Annotated in this window: 14 protein-coding genes; 6 read left to right on the forward strand and 8 right to left on the reverse strand. The window is 45.7% G+C overall.

Translation table 11 applies throughout. The annotated features are described in order from the left end of the window. Positions 1-182: 182 nt before the first annotated feature. Entirely contained in the window at positions 183-746 is a 564-nt protein-coding gene (locus tag ACVBIL_RS09995; RefSeq protein ID WP_447166835.1) for a NapC/NirT family cytochrome c, read from the forward strand. A 515-nt stretch (positions 747-1261) separates the two neighbouring features. On the opposite strand, the gene ACVBIL_RS10000 is transcribed toward ACVBIL_RS09995, so the two are convergent. The 3 genes from ACVBIL_RS10000 to ACVBIL_RS10010 all read right to left on the reverse strand — a co-directional run bounded on the left by ACVBIL_RS10000 (position 1262) and on the right by ACVBIL_RS10010 (position 3581). Next, positions 1262-1543, reverse strand: a complete 282-nt coding sequence (locus ACVBIL_RS10000) for a DUF1145 domain-containing protein (RefSeq protein ID WP_447166836.1) — start codon at positions 1541-1543, stop codon at positions 1262-1264. Continuing rightward, positions 1544-2176: a 16S rRNA (guanine(966)-N(2))-methyltransferase RsmD gene (gene rsmD, locus ACVBIL_RS10005; RefSeq protein WP_447166837.1), complete on the reverse strand. Its 633-nt coding sequence runs from the start codon at positions 2174-2176 to the stop codon at positions 1544-1546. A 910-nt stretch (positions 2177-3086) separates the two neighbouring features. After that, on the reverse strand, positions 3087-3581 hold the full coding sequence (locus ACVBIL_RS10010) for a pentapeptide repeat-containing protein (RefSeq protein ID WP_447166874.1): 495 nt from the start codon (positions 3579-3581) through the stop codon (positions 3087-3089). A 104-nt stretch (positions 3582-3685) separates the two neighbouring features. On the opposite strand from ACVBIL_RS10010, the gene ftsY reads away from it, so the two are divergent. The 4 genes from ftsY (at position 3686) to rpoH (ending at position 7444) form a co-directional block, all read left to right on the forward strand. Next, positions 3686-4573 (forward strand): signal recognition particle-docking protein FtsY, encoded by an 888-nt coding sequence (gene ftsY, locus ACVBIL_RS10015; protein ID WP_447166875.1) that lies wholly within the window; start codon positions 3686-3688, stop codon positions 4571-4573. A 90-nt stretch (positions 4574-4663) separates the two neighbouring features. Then, positions 4664-5365, forward strand: a complete 702-nt coding sequence (gene ftsE, locus ACVBIL_RS10020) for a cell division ATP-binding protein FtsE (RefSeq protein WP_447166838.1) — start codon at positions 4664-4666, stop codon at positions 5363-5365. Next, the gene (gene ftsX / locus ACVBIL_RS10025; RefSeq protein ID WP_447166839.1) at positions 5365-6330 is read left to right on the forward strand and encodes a permease-like cell division protein FtsX; all 966 of its coding nucleotides are present in this window, start codon (positions 5365-5367) and stop codon (positions 6328-6330) included. The genes ftsE and ftsX overlap by 1 nt, the downstream gene beginning before the upstream one ends. Positions 6331-6586: 256 nt before the next feature. After that, positions 6587-7444, forward strand: a complete 858-nt coding sequence (rpoH, locus tag ACVBIL_RS10030) for an RNA polymerase sigma factor RpoH (protein ID WP_447166840.1) — start codon at positions 6587-6589, stop codon at positions 7442-7444. Positions 7445-8701: 1257 nt separating this feature from the next. Here rpoH and menE read toward each other — a convergent pair. From menE to menD, 4 genes are all read right to left on the reverse strand, one after another. Next, positions 8702-10159, reverse strand: coding sequence for an o-succinylbenzoate--CoA ligase (gene menE / locus ACVBIL_RS10035; RefSeq protein WP_447166841.1), 1458 nt, complete (start codon positions 10157-10159; stop codon positions 8702-8704). A 93-nt stretch (positions 10160-10252) separates the two neighbouring features. Beyond that, the gene (gene menC, locus ACVBIL_RS10040) at positions 10253-11338 is read right to left on the reverse strand and encodes an o-succinylbenzoate synthase (protein WP_447166842.1); all 1086 of its coding nucleotides are present in this window, start codon (positions 11336-11338) and stop codon (positions 10253-10255) included. Positions 11339-11352: 14 nt separating this feature from the next. After that, positions 11353-12168, reverse strand: a complete 816-nt coding sequence (gene menH, locus ACVBIL_RS10045) for a 2-succinyl-6-hydroxy-2,4-cyclohexadiene-1-carboxylate synthase (protein WP_447166843.1) — start codon at positions 12166-12168, stop codon at positions 11353-11355. Then, complete coding sequence (gene menD / locus ACVBIL_RS10050) at positions 12168-13877, reverse strand: 2-succinyl-5-enolpyruvyl-6-hydroxy-3-cyclohexene-1-carboxylic-acid synthase (protein ID WP_447166844.1); 1710 nt, start codon at positions 13875-13877, stop codon at positions 12168-12170. Before menD ends, menH begins: the two co-directional genes overlap by 1 nt. 239 nt (positions 13878-14116) lie before the next feature. Between menD and ACVBIL_RS10055 the strand changes: the two genes are divergently transcribed. After that, positions 14117-15094 carry a LysR family transcriptional regulator gene (locus ACVBIL_RS10055; RefSeq protein ID WP_447166845.1) on the forward strand — a complete coding sequence of 326 codons (978 nt, stop codon included), beginning with the start codon at positions 14117-14119 and terminating at the stop codon, positions 15092-15094. Between the two features lie 329 nt (positions 15095-15423). On the opposite strand, the gene ACVBIL_RS10060 is transcribed toward ACVBIL_RS10055, so the two are convergent. Further along, entirely contained in the window at positions 15424-15885 is a 462-nt protein-coding gene (locus ACVBIL_RS10060) for a tellurite resistance TerB family protein (protein WP_447166846.1), read from the reverse strand. Between the last annotated feature and the right edge of the window lie 59 nt (positions 15886-15944).

The raw sequence follows: 15944 nt of genomic DNA on the forward strand, positions 1-15944 counted from the left end.
AGCTTTAGTGAATGTGCATGTAATATAAGCAAGTTTCGACTCTAAAAAGAGAGTTAGAGCCATGTCTCATTTTGAACTTTTAGTTCCAGATCAATGAGTAGGATCTAGTTTATACTGAATCACATAAATAGAGATGAAGTTAACTTACATCGATATAAAAATTAAATATTCGGAGAAGAGTGATGAACTGGCGAGCACTATTTAAACCTAGCGCAAAATATTCGATTCTGGCATTGCTAATTGTCGGTGTTGTTGTTGGTGTTGTAGGCTACTTTGCTACACAGCAAACTTTACACGCAACAAGTACAGATGAGTTCTGTATGAGCTGTCACAGCAACCATTCATTGAAAGATGAAGTGTTAGCTTCACCTCATGGCGGAAACAGCGCTGGTGTTACGGTACAATGTCAAGATTGTCACCTGCCACACAACCCAGTTAAATACCTAGTTAAGAAGATCATCGTATCTAAAGACCTATACGGTTACTTAACTATCGACGGTTTCAACACTCAAGAGTGGTTGGATGAAAACCGTAAAGAGCAAGCTGATCTAGCGCTTAAGTATTTCAAAGGCAATGACTCTGCTAACTGTAGACACTGTCACACTCGTATCTACGAGAACCAGCCTGAGTCTATGAAGAAGATGGCGAAGAGAATGCACGCTAACAACTTCAAGAAAGCTGAAGACAAGCGTAAGACTTGTGTAGACTGTCACAAAGGTGTTGCTCACGTTTATCCTAAGGGATAATACACAGGCACAAGCCTAGAGCAACCCAGACGGTTAAGTCTGCAGGTTAAATCGCTAAAAGCCCCTTAATTGGGGCTTTTTTGTTTTTTTAAGTCGGGTAACGTCGTCGGGTAGGGCTAGGACGGTAAAGGTCGGATAAGCTTAGACGGGAAAGCCTGTTTTCTTCTGTAGGTTGGGCTTTAGCCCATCAATATTTTAATGGCTTATTGAGCAAGACTGAACAGCACAAGCTTGACGGCATAAATGCCGACCTACAAATGCAAAGCGAAGAAAGGTCCTAGGAAAGGCTTAGACGAACGGCCTGCGGCCTAGGGAGCGTGACTGCGTCACTTACGGAACGCTATGCTGACGGAAAAGACGAGAAAGGCAAAAAAGCTGATGCCGTTTTGCCTGTGTTGTTTCGACTTTTGCTAGAACCTAGAACCTAGAACCTAGAACCTAGAACCTAGAACCTAGAACCTAGAACCTAAAACCTAGAACCTAAAACCTAAAACCTAGAACCTAGAACCTAGAACCTAGGCTTTAGCCTGCTTATCCAACACCTGTCTGCGGTACTGCAGTAGGCTGAATACGCCAAATAGGAATACTTGCAGATAATCATGTTTTCTTAGTTCCAATAACTGACTAAACAAACTATGGAAAATAAAGGTTTGAAAGCAGTGCATCAATATTGTCATTGCAAACAGGATATTTAGCGCCACCGCAATACCGCCTTCAAAGGGCGAAACTAAGTTATACAGCATCATTAACCAAGCAAATGCAGTGACAACTTTTCCTAGAATTAACATGGCTTTCATTTAGTGCGCTTCCTCTGTATCGCTATTTGAGTCATTAGATTCTTCTTCAAACGCTGCTTGTGCAGAGTATTGATACAAGCGATAAATCACTTGGCCCGCTTTTTTCTCTTTTAGCAAGCTCCAGCTTGTGGGCACGCTTAGCATCGCGATTTCACTTTCTGTTTCAACGTAGATCAACGCATCGTCATTTAGCCACTGATGCTGTTCGATAAGCGCAATGCTTTTCTCAGCCAGGGCTTTTCTAAAAGGCGGATCGATAAACACTAGGTCAAAACCTTCACTTGGCTTATTGGCAAGCAGGGCTAGGCTATCGCCTTTGATGACATCGGCATTGTCGCACTTTAGTGTGGCGAGGTTAGCCACAAGCTGCTTAGCGGCTTGAGCTTGTAGCTCAAAAATTTTAGCGTAACTTGCGTAACGAGAAAGTGATTCAAGGCTTAATGCGCCACTGCCTGCAAAGCAATCTAGAACACGGGCACCGCGTACATCATTTGCTATCCAGTTAAAAAGCGTTTCGCGCACACGATCTGTCGTTGGGCGCAAGCCCTCGAGATCGTGAATGGGCAATTTTCGAGATCGCCACTGGCCTGAGATAATCCTAACTTGACCGCTAGAAGGTCTTTTTTTGACCATGGTGTCCTCGTGATTTTGCCTGATGAAAGAAAGTGGTAGACTATGCCGTCTGAATTTAGGTCGTTATTTTATATCAAAGCACAGCTAAAAGGTAAAAAGCAGTAGGCGGAATCCTCTATAATCGCTTTCTTGCTGTTTTTATCAGCGTAATTTGAACGTAATTTTGATATAACGTCCTCCACCCTAATGCATTTATGTACAGCTATTTGAGCACCGGTATAACACATGGCAAAGAAAGGTTTTTTTTCCTGGTTCCGCAAGGATAAATCTAAAGATGAAGCGCAAGCTGCAGAAGCGTCGAAACTAGAAGCTGAAAAACTTGAACTTGAAAGAGTTGAAGCAGAGCGCATCGCTGCCGAACAGGCAGAAAATGAAAAAGTCGCAGAAGAGGCTCGCTTAGCTGCGGAGCAGGCAGAAGCAGAAGCTCAAAGAGTTGCTGCTCAAGTTGAAGCTGAGCGTATTGAAGCCGAGCGCATCGAATCTGAAAAAGTTGTAGCAGAGCAAATAGCTCAAGTAGAAGCTCAAAGAGTTGCTGCTCAAGTTGAAGCTGAGCGTATTGCTGCAGAACAGGCCGAGGCTCAAAGAGCAGCGGAGCAGCAGGCTGAGACAGACAAGCTAGCGGCTGAACGTGCTGAACTTGTACATATTGAAGCGGCAAGAGCTGCAGCAGAGCAAGCAGTTCAAGCCCAAGCAGTTCAAAGTCAGGCTGAACAAGCGGAAGCTGAACGTATTGAACTTGCACGAGTAGAGATCGAACGTGCAGAAGCGGCAAGAGCAGCAGAGCAATTAGCAGTAGAAAAGTTAGCCGCTGAACAGGCTGCTGAATTAGAAGCTGCAAGAGTGACCGCACAATTGGCCGCTGAGCAGTTTGCTCAAGTTGAAGCTCAGCGCGTTGAAACTGCAAAATTGGCTACAGAGCATGCTGAGTTTGCACGTATTGAAGCTGAACGTATCGAAGCTGAGCGTATTGCAGCTGAGCGTATTGCAGCTGAGCGTATTGCAGCTGAGCGTATTGAAGCTGAACGTATCGAAGCTGAGCGTATTGCAGCTGAGCGTATAGAAGCTGAACGTATTGAAGCTGAACGTATTGAAGCTGAACGTATCGAAGCTGAGCGTATTGCAGCTGAACGTATCGAAGCTGAACGTATTGCAGCTGAACGTATCGAAGCTGAACGTATTGCAGCTGAACGTATCGAAGCTCAACGTATCGAAGCTGAGCGTATTGAAGCTGAGCGTATCGAAGCTGAGCGTATCGAAGCTGAACGTATTGCAGCTGAACGTATTGCAGCTGAGCGTATCGAAGCTGAACGTATTGAAGCTGAGCGTATTGAAGCTGAGCGTATTGAAGCTGAGCGTATTGAAGCTGAGCGCATTGCAGCGGAAGTTGCTGCAGAGCAAGACGCACAACTAGAAGCGGCAGAAGAACAACAACCAGAACCTCAAGCTAAACCGGTTAAAGAGGGCTTATTTGCTCGCCTTAAGCGTGGCCTAAAGCGTACTAGTGAAAGTATTGGTAGTGGCTTTATCGGTTTATTTAGCGGTAAAAAAATCGATGATGATCTTTTCGAAGAGCTAGAAGAGCAGTTATTGATTGCTGATGTCGGCGTTGAAACAACTACGCGCTTGATTAAGAACTTAACCGAGCAGGCTAGCCGCAAGCAGCTAAAAGATGGCGAAGCGCTATATGATTTACTGCGCGAAGAGATGCAAAAGATACTCGATCCGGTTTCTGTTCCGTTAATACCAGAAAACGCCGATGGTCCATTTGTTATCTTAATGGTGGGTGTGAACGGCGTAGGTAAAACGACGACTATTGGTAAACTTGCTAAGCAGTACCAAGAACAAGGTAAGTCGGTGATGTTGGCTGCGGGTGACACATTCCGCGCTGCAGCCGTTGAGCAGTTACAAGTTTGGGGTCAGCGTAACGATATTCCAGTTATTGCCCAGCATACTGGCGCCGATAGTGCATCGGTACTGTTTGATGCACTGCAAGCTGCTCGCGCACGTAATGTTGACGTATTAATTGCCGACACAGCGGGTCGCTTACAAAACAAAGCGCATTTGATGGACGAGTTGAAGAAAGTCGTTCGAGTGATGAAAAAGCAAGATGAGGCTGCGCCGCACGAGGTGATGTTAACCTTAGACGCGAGCACGGGTCAGAATGCGATTAGTCAGGCACAGCTGTTCCAAGAAGCTGTAGGTGTGACCGGGATTACCATCAGCAAGTTGGATGGTACCGCTAAAGGCGGCGTGATTTTTGCGATTGCGGATAAGTTTAGCATCCCTATCCGTCATATCGGCGTGGGTGAGCAGATTGATGACCTACGTACCTTTAACGCGAAAGACTTTATTGAAGCCTTATTTAGCCAAACAAAAGACGACAAAGACGCGAAATAACGTTAGCTTTATAGTGGCGTTAACGCGATAGCAGTAAAAATAAGCACCCTGATGGGTGCTTTTCATACCAACTAACAAGAAATCTAATTAATGATTCGATTTGAGCAGGTAAGTAAAGTCTATCCCGGCGGGCAAAAAGCCCTCTCGGATGTGAATTTTCATCTAAAGCGCGGTGAGATGGCTTTTTTAACAGGCCACTCTGGCGCAGGTAAGAGTACGCTGCTCAAGCTGATCACCGTTATCGAAAGAGCTAACGCTGGTCGCGTTTCGATTAATGGTCACGATATCGCTAAAGTCACTCGCTCGCAGGTACCTTATTTGCGCCGCGATATCGGTATGATTTTTCAAAACCATCATCTACTGATGAATAAGAGCGTGTTCGATAACGTGGCTTTGCCATTGATCATCGAAGGCTTTTCTATTGGCGAGATCCGCAAGCGTGTTGCTGGAGCTCTAGATATGGTGGGCTTATATGGCAAAGAGCGCCATAACCCGATCATGTTGTCAGGTGGTGAGCAGCAACGTGTTGGCATTGCCCGAGCGATTGTAAACAAGCCGCCTCTGCTACTCGCCGATGAACCAACGGGTAACTTAGATCCTAAGCTATCAATGGATATTCTGCGTTTATTCGAAACCTTCAATGATGCTGGCACTACAGTGCTAATCGCAACTCACGACCTAGGTTTAATTGCGCGAATGAAATACCGTACGTTAACGCTTAAACAAGGTCGAGTATTGGGCGCAGAAGAGTTGAGTCCGAATATTCACTTTGGCAGTACTGAGGAACGATAATGAGCCAGAAACCTCAGATAAACCGTAGTAAATTACCTCTATCAGGCAGAATCGTGATGTTTTTTATTCGTCACATTCAGCATGCCATGGCAAGCATGGGTGAGCTGTGGCGTAACCCCGTTTCGTCAATCATGACGATGGCTGTACTCGGCGTTAGCTTAAGTCTGCCTGCTGCGTTGCAGGTATTAGTTAAAAATGCAGAAACCATTACCGAATCTTGGAATAGTGCCGCTGAAATATCGTTATTTATCGATGAAGGCCGCAGTGAAAAAGTGATTCAAAGTTTGATTACTCGCTTGAAGGTTTACCCTGAAGTGAGCAATGTCAGTTACATTAATCGCGATCAGGCGTTAGAAGAGTTCCAACGTTTATCTGGTTTTGGTGAGGCGTTATCTTATTTAGATTCTAACCCTTTGCCTGCCGTGGTGATGGTCACGCCGAGTCTTAAATATTCAAGCCCAGCAGGAGCAAGAGAACTGCTGCGTAAACTTGAGCAAGAAGCAGAAGTTAGCTTTGGCCGATTAGATATAGAGTGGCTAGAACGCTTACAAGCGGTCGTTAAATTATTAGAGCGGACTGTACTAGCGATTGCTGCGCTACTAGTATTAGCCGTGGTTTTGGTTATTGGTAACACGATTCGCTTAGCGATTATGAATCGCCGTACCGAAATCGAAGTCATGAAACTGGTTGGGGCAACCGAAGCCTTTATTCAGCGCCCATTTCTCTATACCGGAATTTGGTATGGGGTTATAGGCGGTATACTGGCATGGATTATCATCAACTTATTAGTGTGGTATTTAGACTCAGCGCTAGCAGAGTTACTCGGTTTATATGGCAGCGAGCTAAATATGGAGTCACTCACCTTTGGCGAATTAGGGCAGTTAGTCTTGCTCGCTTCGTTCTTGGGGTGGTTAGGCTCATATCTATCTGTGCGCCAACATTTAAGAGCGATTGAACCCTCGTAAGGGGTATCGGGCAGCGTTTAAAAGATGAACTTTGTTTAATTTGCGTTGCCCATAGCTAGGTGTAATATTTTGCCGGTATGCTTGAAGCATATTACTTCGCTCGGATTGAGGCATTTTAGGCCTGAATTCAGATAATAAGTGCGATAGTTGACATATTTTGTCAATTAGTCGATAGTTCACAGTCCATTTCTGTAAAGAGTGGATCCGCGAGTAGATTTTTAGTTAGACCTTTAGTAAAAAAGTAGCAGGAGCGTAAATGACGAATCAAACGCAATCAATGGCATTAATGATTCCCCAAAGTAGTGGAAGCCTCGAGTCTTATGTTCATTCGGCACACAACATTCCGATGTTGGAAGCTGATACAGAATATGAGCTAGCGAAGCGTCTGCAAGAAACGGGTGATCTACAGGCTGCGAAACAGTTGATTATGTCGCACTTACGTTTTGTTGTGCATGTTGCTAAAGGTTACTCTGGCTATGGTTTACCGCAAGCAGACTTAATTCAAGAAGGTAATATCGGCCTGATGAAAGCGGTTAAGCGTTTCGACCCAGATGTGGGTGTACGCTTGGTATCGTTTGCCGTGCATTGGATTAAAGCTGAAATTCATGAGTATGTGCTTAAAAACTGGCGCATCGTCAAAGTGGCTACGACAAAAGCACAGCGCAAGTTGTTCTTTAATATTCGCAAAGCTAAAAAGCGTTTAGGCTGGTTTAGTGATAGCGAAGTTGGCATGGTCGCTGAAAGTTTAGGTGTATCGAAAGCTGACGTGACCGAAATGGAATCACGTATGGCAGCGCAAGATCCTGCATTTGATCTCGCGAGCGATAACGACGATGAGCACGATTATGCCCCTATGCATTATCTTGAAGACCACTCATCGGATCTTGCTTCTCAAGTTGAAAATGACAACTGGGAACAGAATAACCAAGCGCGTTTGCTATCGGCAATCAAGACGCTTGATGAGCGTAGCCAACATATTCTTAAAGCGCGTTGGTTAGATGAAAATAAGACCACATTGCAAGAGTTAGCATCGACTTACCAAGTGTCGGCTGAACGTATCAGGCAGTTGGAAAAGAATGCAATGAACAAGCTTAAGGGCTGTATGGAAGTTTAATTCCATTATCAGTTTTAGAGACTTTATGAATAATTGAAACCTGCTTACCCAAGCAGGTTTTTTTATGTCTGGAACATTTATGCCAAAAGCCCATGGATGGATAGCTTTTGGCTTTATGTCTGGGGATTTTATGCCAAAAGCCCATGGATGGGCAGCTTTTGGCTTTATATCTGGAACATTTAGGTCTGGAATTTACCCAGACTTGTAGGTAACTCTGTATCAATCAAACTTCGTTTGATAAGGGTCGTGGTCATGCCACATATCAGGCTGCGCCTGACCTTTAAGTTAGACTTCGTCTAACAAGTGTTAGCAATCAAGCTGCGCTTGATAAAGGTCGTGGCGCTTCGCCCCGCATTGCTAATGCATCAGGCTGCGCCTGACAAAAGTCGTGAGCTTCCAGCTCACACACGGGCAAGGAGGACTGCTCGTCCTTATCCTCCTTGCATCCACCATGACGCCCCGACGAAGTTACATGCATTAGATACGAGCCTCATACTCCAATAAAAATTGCCTAACGGCTCAGATAGGACATCCATGTCCCTCCGAGCCTGAACCATCATCCATGATGGTTCCACGGCATTTTCATCTGCGTACTTCGGCAACTTCGATGGGGAATTGGTATTCTGTACTTTCATGCAAAATCTGCCTGTTGGTGTAATAAATCATTCACTTAAGACAAATAGTTAGGGTTAATGTGTCACTTTTTTATTTGAGGTCTAATGATGAGCCCTATACAAACTATATATTCATTTTTAATGCTTTTTGGGCCTGCAATTATACTTTCAATTTATAGAGAGTGGTGGATTGGAGTGTTAGCTTTCGTTGCAACTTTTTTTTGCTCTTGGCTTTTAACACTATTGGTCAGTTCGAAAGTTTCACTAAGTATGCTTCACGTGTGGGCTTGGATTAACGTTTTTCTAGTTCAATATTTTCTGTTTATTGACTTCATAAAAATGAAAGCATCTGTATTAGTTGAATAAAATATCATAATCCCCATCGAACTTGCCGTAGTGCGTTGGATTAAATCGCGTAAACCCGACAGGGATGTCGGGTTAGCTTTCGCGGGGCAGGATGCCCCATCGGAAGCGTTAGTGATTTATCCATAAGCACAAGGGAAACAAGTTCGTCGGGGCGGCAGGGGAGATCCAAGAGGGGGTTGCTGTTGACCCCTTCTTGGCCAAGTGTGAGCTGGAAGCTCACGACCTTTATCAAGCGAAGCTTGATTGAAGTATCAACTGTTGACTGAAATTCAACTCACTATTTCGCGAGATTAACTGCGGCAATCACCTGTTTACGGATAACCTTAATTCCGGCGCTGCTAACCTCTGGCCAAGGGTAATAACGCCTTGGTCGCTTGAAGCGGGCGATCTTGTCGGCTAAGAACACGGTTAACTCTGCTTCGTCAGGCATACGGCTGAGAGAGTTATCAAGCTTACTCTCGTTAAGCTTACTCTCGTTAAGTTTAAGTATGGCTGCTGGCAGGTTGCCAAACTTGGCATCGTCCTCAGGGAATACAATGGCGTCAACGATTAACGGATGCTGCTTGAGTGCCGTTTCTATCTCTTCGGGTTGGATGTTTTCGCCGCCGCTGATAAACATGTTGTCGGCGCGGCCGTCGATGCATAGATTACGGTTATCATCAAAGTGGCCTAAATCTTTGGTGTAGAACCAGCCGTCTTTATCGAGCGGCAGATTAAAGCCCTCTTTGGCTAAATAACCCAAAAACAAACACTCGCCTTTTACCCATATTTCACCGCCGATAACCTTAAGCTCTCGCCCCGATAACAGCTTGCCGCTTGAGCCGTCAGTGCGGGCGATGCCGGTGCTGATCTGCGATCCCATTTCTGTCATGCCGTAGCTGGTGTAGGCCTTAATTTTTAATTGGCCAAGCTTTGTAAGCAGGTCGGCTGAGATAGCGCCGCCGCCGAGTAACATGGCTTTGACTTGGCTTAAGCTGTAGCTATCGGCAGATAGAAGCTGCTGCAGTTGCGCGCTGACTAACGACAGGTGAGTAACGCTGTCTCGGCTAAGTTGCTGGGCTAAAGATAGCTGCTTGTCTTCAAATACCACACACGCCCCCGCGAGGGCGCAGCGGTTTAAAATGGCGAGTCCGCCAATATGAAACAGCGGCAACGACAGTAACCAGCTATCGTCATTTGTCAGTTTGATTAACTCACTCGAACCAGCCGCACTGGCGATATGATTGGCTAGGCTATGGGCGGCGGCTTTGGGTGTGCCGCTGCTGCCTGAGGTGAGAATGGCGTTAACGGCGACATGGGGCTCAAGCGATTGCGCTGACTTTTTGCTTTGGCGGGTAAAATCTAAAACAACTGACTCAAACTGGTTTTGATTGCTTAAGGCCTGACTCAGCGTCGAGTCCACCGAACTATTAACTGCAAGCCAGTAGTGGTGATAGCTGTGGGTTTGCATCAATTCAACCACTTGGTTGGCAGCAAAGCGCGGTGATATGGGGCAAAAGAGGATGCCGCTGTCGACACAGGCCCAATAGAGTACAGCAAGCTGTGGGCTGTTATGACTGATGCAGGCGAGGCGGTCGCCTTTTTGTAGCCCAAGCTTTGATAACTGCTGAGTAATCGCGATAACTTGCTGACTTAGCTGCTGATAGCTCACCGTTTTACCGGCAAATTTGTAGGCTGCGCTAGCGCCGTGACGCTGCGCGATGTTGTGGATGGGTGACACTGTATCAGCTTGCATGCATTTATCCGTTTAACTAGCCGTTATTTAGCCCGTGTGGCACCAGCTTGGTGACCAAAGTGAGTGGTCTGAGTAGCCGTAAACGTTAGCTGCTTACTTGTGTGCGATAAGTAGCGTCAAATCGTCTAAGCCTAAGCAGTCGTTTTTACCTGAATCGACCAGCAAGTCTTGGCTAAAGGCGCTGAGTGTATCGATGCCGGGGATTTCATCTGGCGTGATGATAGTGGCTAAGCGAGCTATCGCGTCAATGCCTAAACTGGCTTCTAAGCTCGAACTTAACATACAGCGCACACCATGTAGCTCTGCGGTATCAATGAGCTGCTGCAGTTTTTCGATGCTGCCAAGCAGCATCGGCTTGATGATTAGCGCAGTTAGCCCTGGTTGCATGGTAAATTGATAATCTGGGCTATTGAGTGATTCATCTAACGCCCAAGGCATCTCAACCGCCTGATAAAAAGTACTGTTATCGTCAGGGTTTTGGCAAGGCTCTTCAATGTACTCAATGCTATTAAATGGTATGCAGGCGGCAAACTCGATGGCTTGCTCTAGGCTAAAGCCGCGATTAGCATCTAAACGTAACTTTAGATCGGGTCGAATCGCGAGTATTTGATGAATAAGCTTTATCTCATCTTCAACAGAGTCCTGGGCGACTTTAACTTTTACGGCAAAAACGGTTTTAGGCAAAGAGCGGACTTTATCTGCGATGGCGTTAAGCGGTTCATCGGCATAACGATAAATAAGCGGCACGGTACGTGGCGTTATTAGGTGACTGTCTAACTTGCCGTGCAGTTTGCCGTGCAGCAGGCTAAGGCCATAAGCGAGTGCGGGATATTGATTAGCGATTGCGCTTTGCTCGGCAATGTCTAACAGCTTATCGACTGGCTGCAGATGCAGCAATGGCAATATTTCAATGAGTTGCTGGCTAACCGCTGCTAATGTCTCACGGCTAAAACCTGCAATCATTTGCCCCTGGCTGTCGGAGCCGCTAAGCGGTGAGATCTCAACCGACTCTTGCCTATCGCCTTCGGCTGTCATAATTGTTCCAGTGAGTACTAAGCCTTGGCGCTGCTCAATGCGCTGCTTGCCTACTGGCAGCGGCTTAGTTAGGTCGATAGCAAACTGATGCAGACTCAATTGAGTAAGAATTAATGGGGCTGCTTGCGGTTGAGTCGCTGTCATTGAGTGCTCACTCTTTAGTTAGAAGTCGAGTTAGAAGTCGAGGTGAAAATGTGTTTTAGTCGTTTACTAAAGAGGATGGGGTCAGCTAAGTGTACATTGTGACCGCTGGCTTCAATGCAATGTAACTCTAGCGCTTGCTGTTGTTGCCAGCACTTGGCCAGTGCCATAAATTTACTGTCTTGATGGCCTACTATAAAGTGTGTCTCGACGTTTAATCGACTGGGTGTATCCCAAAGGTCGCCTTGCTTGGCGAGCGAGGTCTCTTGATAGCAATTGGCTAGCAGTTGTGGCTTATTTACCGCCCTCTTGTCGATTAAGTTGGCGCGTTCAGCGTCGGTTAAATCGCTAAATACCGCTTGCTGATACCATAGGCCTAAAAAGCGTTTAATGGGCAGGTTTGCCAGTTTTAATGCCCATGCTGAATCACTCTCTTTACGAGCAAGTTTATCACTTTCCTGTTTTAAACCGGGATGACAAGACTCCAAAACCAAGCTCAGTAAATGGTGAGGGTACAGGTTTGCGATATGCAATGCGATACGCCCGCCAAGAGAGTAGCCCACTAAATGGTATTGGCTAATATTAAGCGTCGATAAGGTCGTTTGAATAAGTTCTGCACAGCGGTTAAATCCCGGCGTGGGCAAGAGGAATGGGTTTGCCTGACAAGCCTCAAGGTTATTTTCGCCATGGCCGGGAAGGTCGATACTGATGCAGAAGAAATCATCTTGTAACTGAGTGACGATCTCATCCCAATCTTCTTTGCTGCCTAAAAAGCCGTGCAGGAATACCACGGCTGGAGAGCTTATTTGACCCGCGCAGCGATAGCTCAGCATCAGTTTTGTTTTACCCAGCTGGCTAGTTGCGCTATTTGTTCACTGGCTTGATTCTGGGCAACCGTGACTTCAATGACTGAGGGGCCCGAATACGTCATGGCGTACTCATAGGACTCAATAAAATCAGTTAACGAGTCGACCTGATTGTAGGCTAGGCCGAACATGGCAGCGCCGAAACCAAATTCAAGTCCGTGTGATAAGCGGTAGTAGTCACTTCGTAGCTGCTCATTGGGAACGGGTAAAAGGTTAAAAATATTACCGCCATCGTTATTGAGGATCACAATTACCAGCGGGCTGGTCACACTGCGGGCAATGGCCAGCGAATTAAGATCATGCAGCGCAGAAATATCACCAATAATCAGCGTCGTTGGTTTACCTTCGGCTTTGGCAATACCACACGCTGTGGCGAGTAGGCCGTCTATGCCAGAGGCTCCGCGGTTAGTGAAAACCTGAACGCCGCTGGTGGTGATAGGCGCGAACATGTCATACAGCCTTATTGGTAAGCTATTACCGATAAACAGCTGTTGTTCTCGGCTTTGGCGCTTGGCGATAGCGCGAATGGTTTGCGCTTCACCAAAGTCTGCGTTATCTATCTGTTGCTGGTAGAGGGTTTCTAGATCATCGTTAAACTGTACTAGGTTTAATGCCCAGTTAGCTTGAGACGATCTTGGCCAAGCGAGCGCGGCAAACTGATGGGCCGGGGCAATCCAAACCTGCTTAGGTTTATTGCTTGGATCAAGCCGTTGCTGCTGCGGCAATACTTGCCAGTAATCTTTCCAATTTTGATCATTTAGATAGCTAATCAAACGCTTTGACAGAATACGACCGCCAAACACAATCACTTTTTCAGCCTGGGCTAATAAGGCTTTAGATTTTGGCTGCAGCAGTAATTGGTCGATATTGCCAATTGCGCCGCCGTGCTGTCGCAGTTGCGATTGCGCATCGGTGACAATGGGCCAGCCCAGTTTTTGTGCGAGCGCGATGAGCTGCTCTGGTTGTTGCTCTGGCGCGAGTGTTGCAGCAACAATCACCCCTTTACCGTGAACAAAACGTGCGAGAGCATCCGCTGCTGGCATCTGACCAACATTCATCACAGCGAACTGGTTATACGGCGTCGTTTGCTGCTGCCACTTTGCAATAGGCGCTAAGTAACGTGAAAAGTCGACACTAGGCTCGTTTGGATACAGCGGCTCTCGATACATACAGTTGATGTGTACGGGTTGTGATTGGTTACACACCGCGTCATCTAACATGCTCAGTAGCGCTTGCGGCGCGATGTTCATATCGGGTGTCGGCAAATTCAGCTGTTTGGCATACTGGGCAAAAATAGCAGGTTGAATAATGGCTTGGTTAGCGCCGCAGTCGATAAGCTCAGGCGGTCTATCGCCAGATAGAACGATTAATGGAACATGGGTGAGCCAGGCTTCTATCACCGCAGGGTAAAGGTTAGCGACTGCAGTCCCTGACGTGGTAATAATCGCAACAGGCGCTTGGCTTGCTTTAGCTAAGCCTAGTGCCATGAAGCCTAGGCCTCTTTCATCAAAGTGAATATGTTGGCTGAGCTTCGACTGTTTTGCCGCCGCCAGAGTTAATGGGGTGGAACGGGAACCTGGCGCCATACAGACGTGTTTTACACCCAGGCGGGCCAGTTCTTCTAAAATTAACGATCCCCAAAGTAGGTTCAGTTCAGCTGTGTGTTCAGTTTGCATAGATAATTACCATCTCATTGATAGCCTTAGTTTAACTTGCTTTAGGCTAAAGGAGTATGATCACTCGAGAGTTTTCTGTACTAAGCATTTTGTTAAGCGTTAATAAGCATCGTTATTACTTGGTTCTTTTGTACCTATAATTAGGTATAGATGTGATTGGCGTATCAAAATCGTATACTTTTCAGTGTTATAATTTGTATACAATAATTAATAAAATGTTTTTTTTAGGCAAGGGCTTGATGCGTAAGGAACTTTCGAAGTTAGACTATTTTACTCTTAAGGTGTTTGTGGGTTTAGTCGAGTTTAAAAATGGTTCGGTTGTGGCCCAGAAACTGAGTACGACACAACCAAAGGTGAGCCGCGCCTTAAGCAACATGCGTGAAGTGATCCGTGATGATTTGTTTGTTAGGCGCCAATACGGTGTTGAGCCTAATAGTATGGCGGATAGGATATATCCGATCGCTAAATCTATTGTTCAAGCTTATGAACAAATGGCTGATGTGACAGCTCAGCTGCCTAAGAAAAATCAATTGGTTATAGCGGCTCAGGAGCATTTATCTGGATTCTTGGTTGAATCGATTGCTGAAATTTGTCAGTGCCAAGGGCTAGACATGTCTGTAAGCATTCAGCCTTGGAGCGATAATGTTCAAGAGTTACTGGCTCAAGGGAAGGTTGACTATGCGATCACCGTTAACTCTAAAGCGTCTGATTTAGTACATAACGTAAAGGTTGGTGATGTACAGTATTACTTCTTAGCCGCTAAGAAGGGTCACTCATTATTTGAGAAAGAGTTGACGCTGAGCCATCTACTTAAAAATAAGCTTGTTTTTATTAACTACTCTAAAGTGGGCTTAGCTGATCATTGGTTTGAGAGTTATACAAAAGAGCACGGTTTAGACCTTAAAGTGAGCTTTAAAACGACGAGCTTAGCTATGGCGCTCAACCATCTTGCTAAATGCGATGACGTTTGTTGGACAGCCTCCATCTTCTCTCATCTGTACTTTAATAACCGGAATGATATCGATTATATCGATGCAACGGATTTTTATAATCAGGTGCTATTCCCTAATCGCGATCGCGAAAGCTATACCTACTTTTTGCAGTATCATCAGTCCCATGAGAATGATTTTTCTAAGGCGTTGTCTAATCTGTTGAGTGAAAAACTCACGCTTGCTCAAGCGCTATATGAGCAGCAAAAGTTGGCTAAGGTTGCGTAAGAAATGGGGAGGGATCCCCTTTTAAATCTGTAAATATTAGCGTTTTCTGAAGGGGGTTATGATTTACTCAAGAGCCTTTAAGGCAGCATAAATCGGCTTTGATGGCTAAGCTTATAGGCTCTGCTGAATGTGTCGGTATGCTGCATGGGCTTAAAGCTGTGCAAGTGTGTTCTCAACAATATGAGTTACCACATTCGATTATAGTAAAGCCGAGCTACTCTTTATTATCGTTTACTTGTTATTACCGTGTTTTAGCTTGTGTCGGTAAGATTTAACCTAGCAAGATTGGCGCGGCCTAGAGTGAGACTTGACTCTAAAAGTGGATAAGCCTAAGTGGGGCCGTCTTGTTGCTCCATGGCGATATTTCGCATCTGGATCAGTTCACTGTGGCGTAAATATAAAAGCTCCGCGGTGCGGCGAATAATTTGGTCTTCATATCGACATAAATGCCCATCAGCATAAGCAAGCTGCCACATAGCTAAGATAAGCTGCTGTTTTTGTTCTACATCGAAATTGTCATTAATCGCTTGAGTAAACTCATAGAGAGAGGTGGACTTTTCTTGTGATTGTTTAGCATCACGAATCAAGCTTTGTACGTCGTTACTGCTTAGATTCAATGTGGTGGTTAGCAGTTCAGGAAGTAACTGATTCTCTTGCTCTGACACGCTGTCATCAGCCATTACCACCTCAAGCAGTAGGCTTGCCGCTGCTAAATTTAAATGCTCGGTGCGCTCTTCATCAGAGAGTCTGACCTGCGGATTAGCAAAAAACTGTTTGAGCTTTGCAATCATATTGGCTCCTAAAAATGAAGAGGGGCTGGCTATTAATGATATTTAGAACGCTATTTGCC

The sequence above is a fragment of the Shewanella sp. 125m-7 genome, assembly GCF_052977045.1.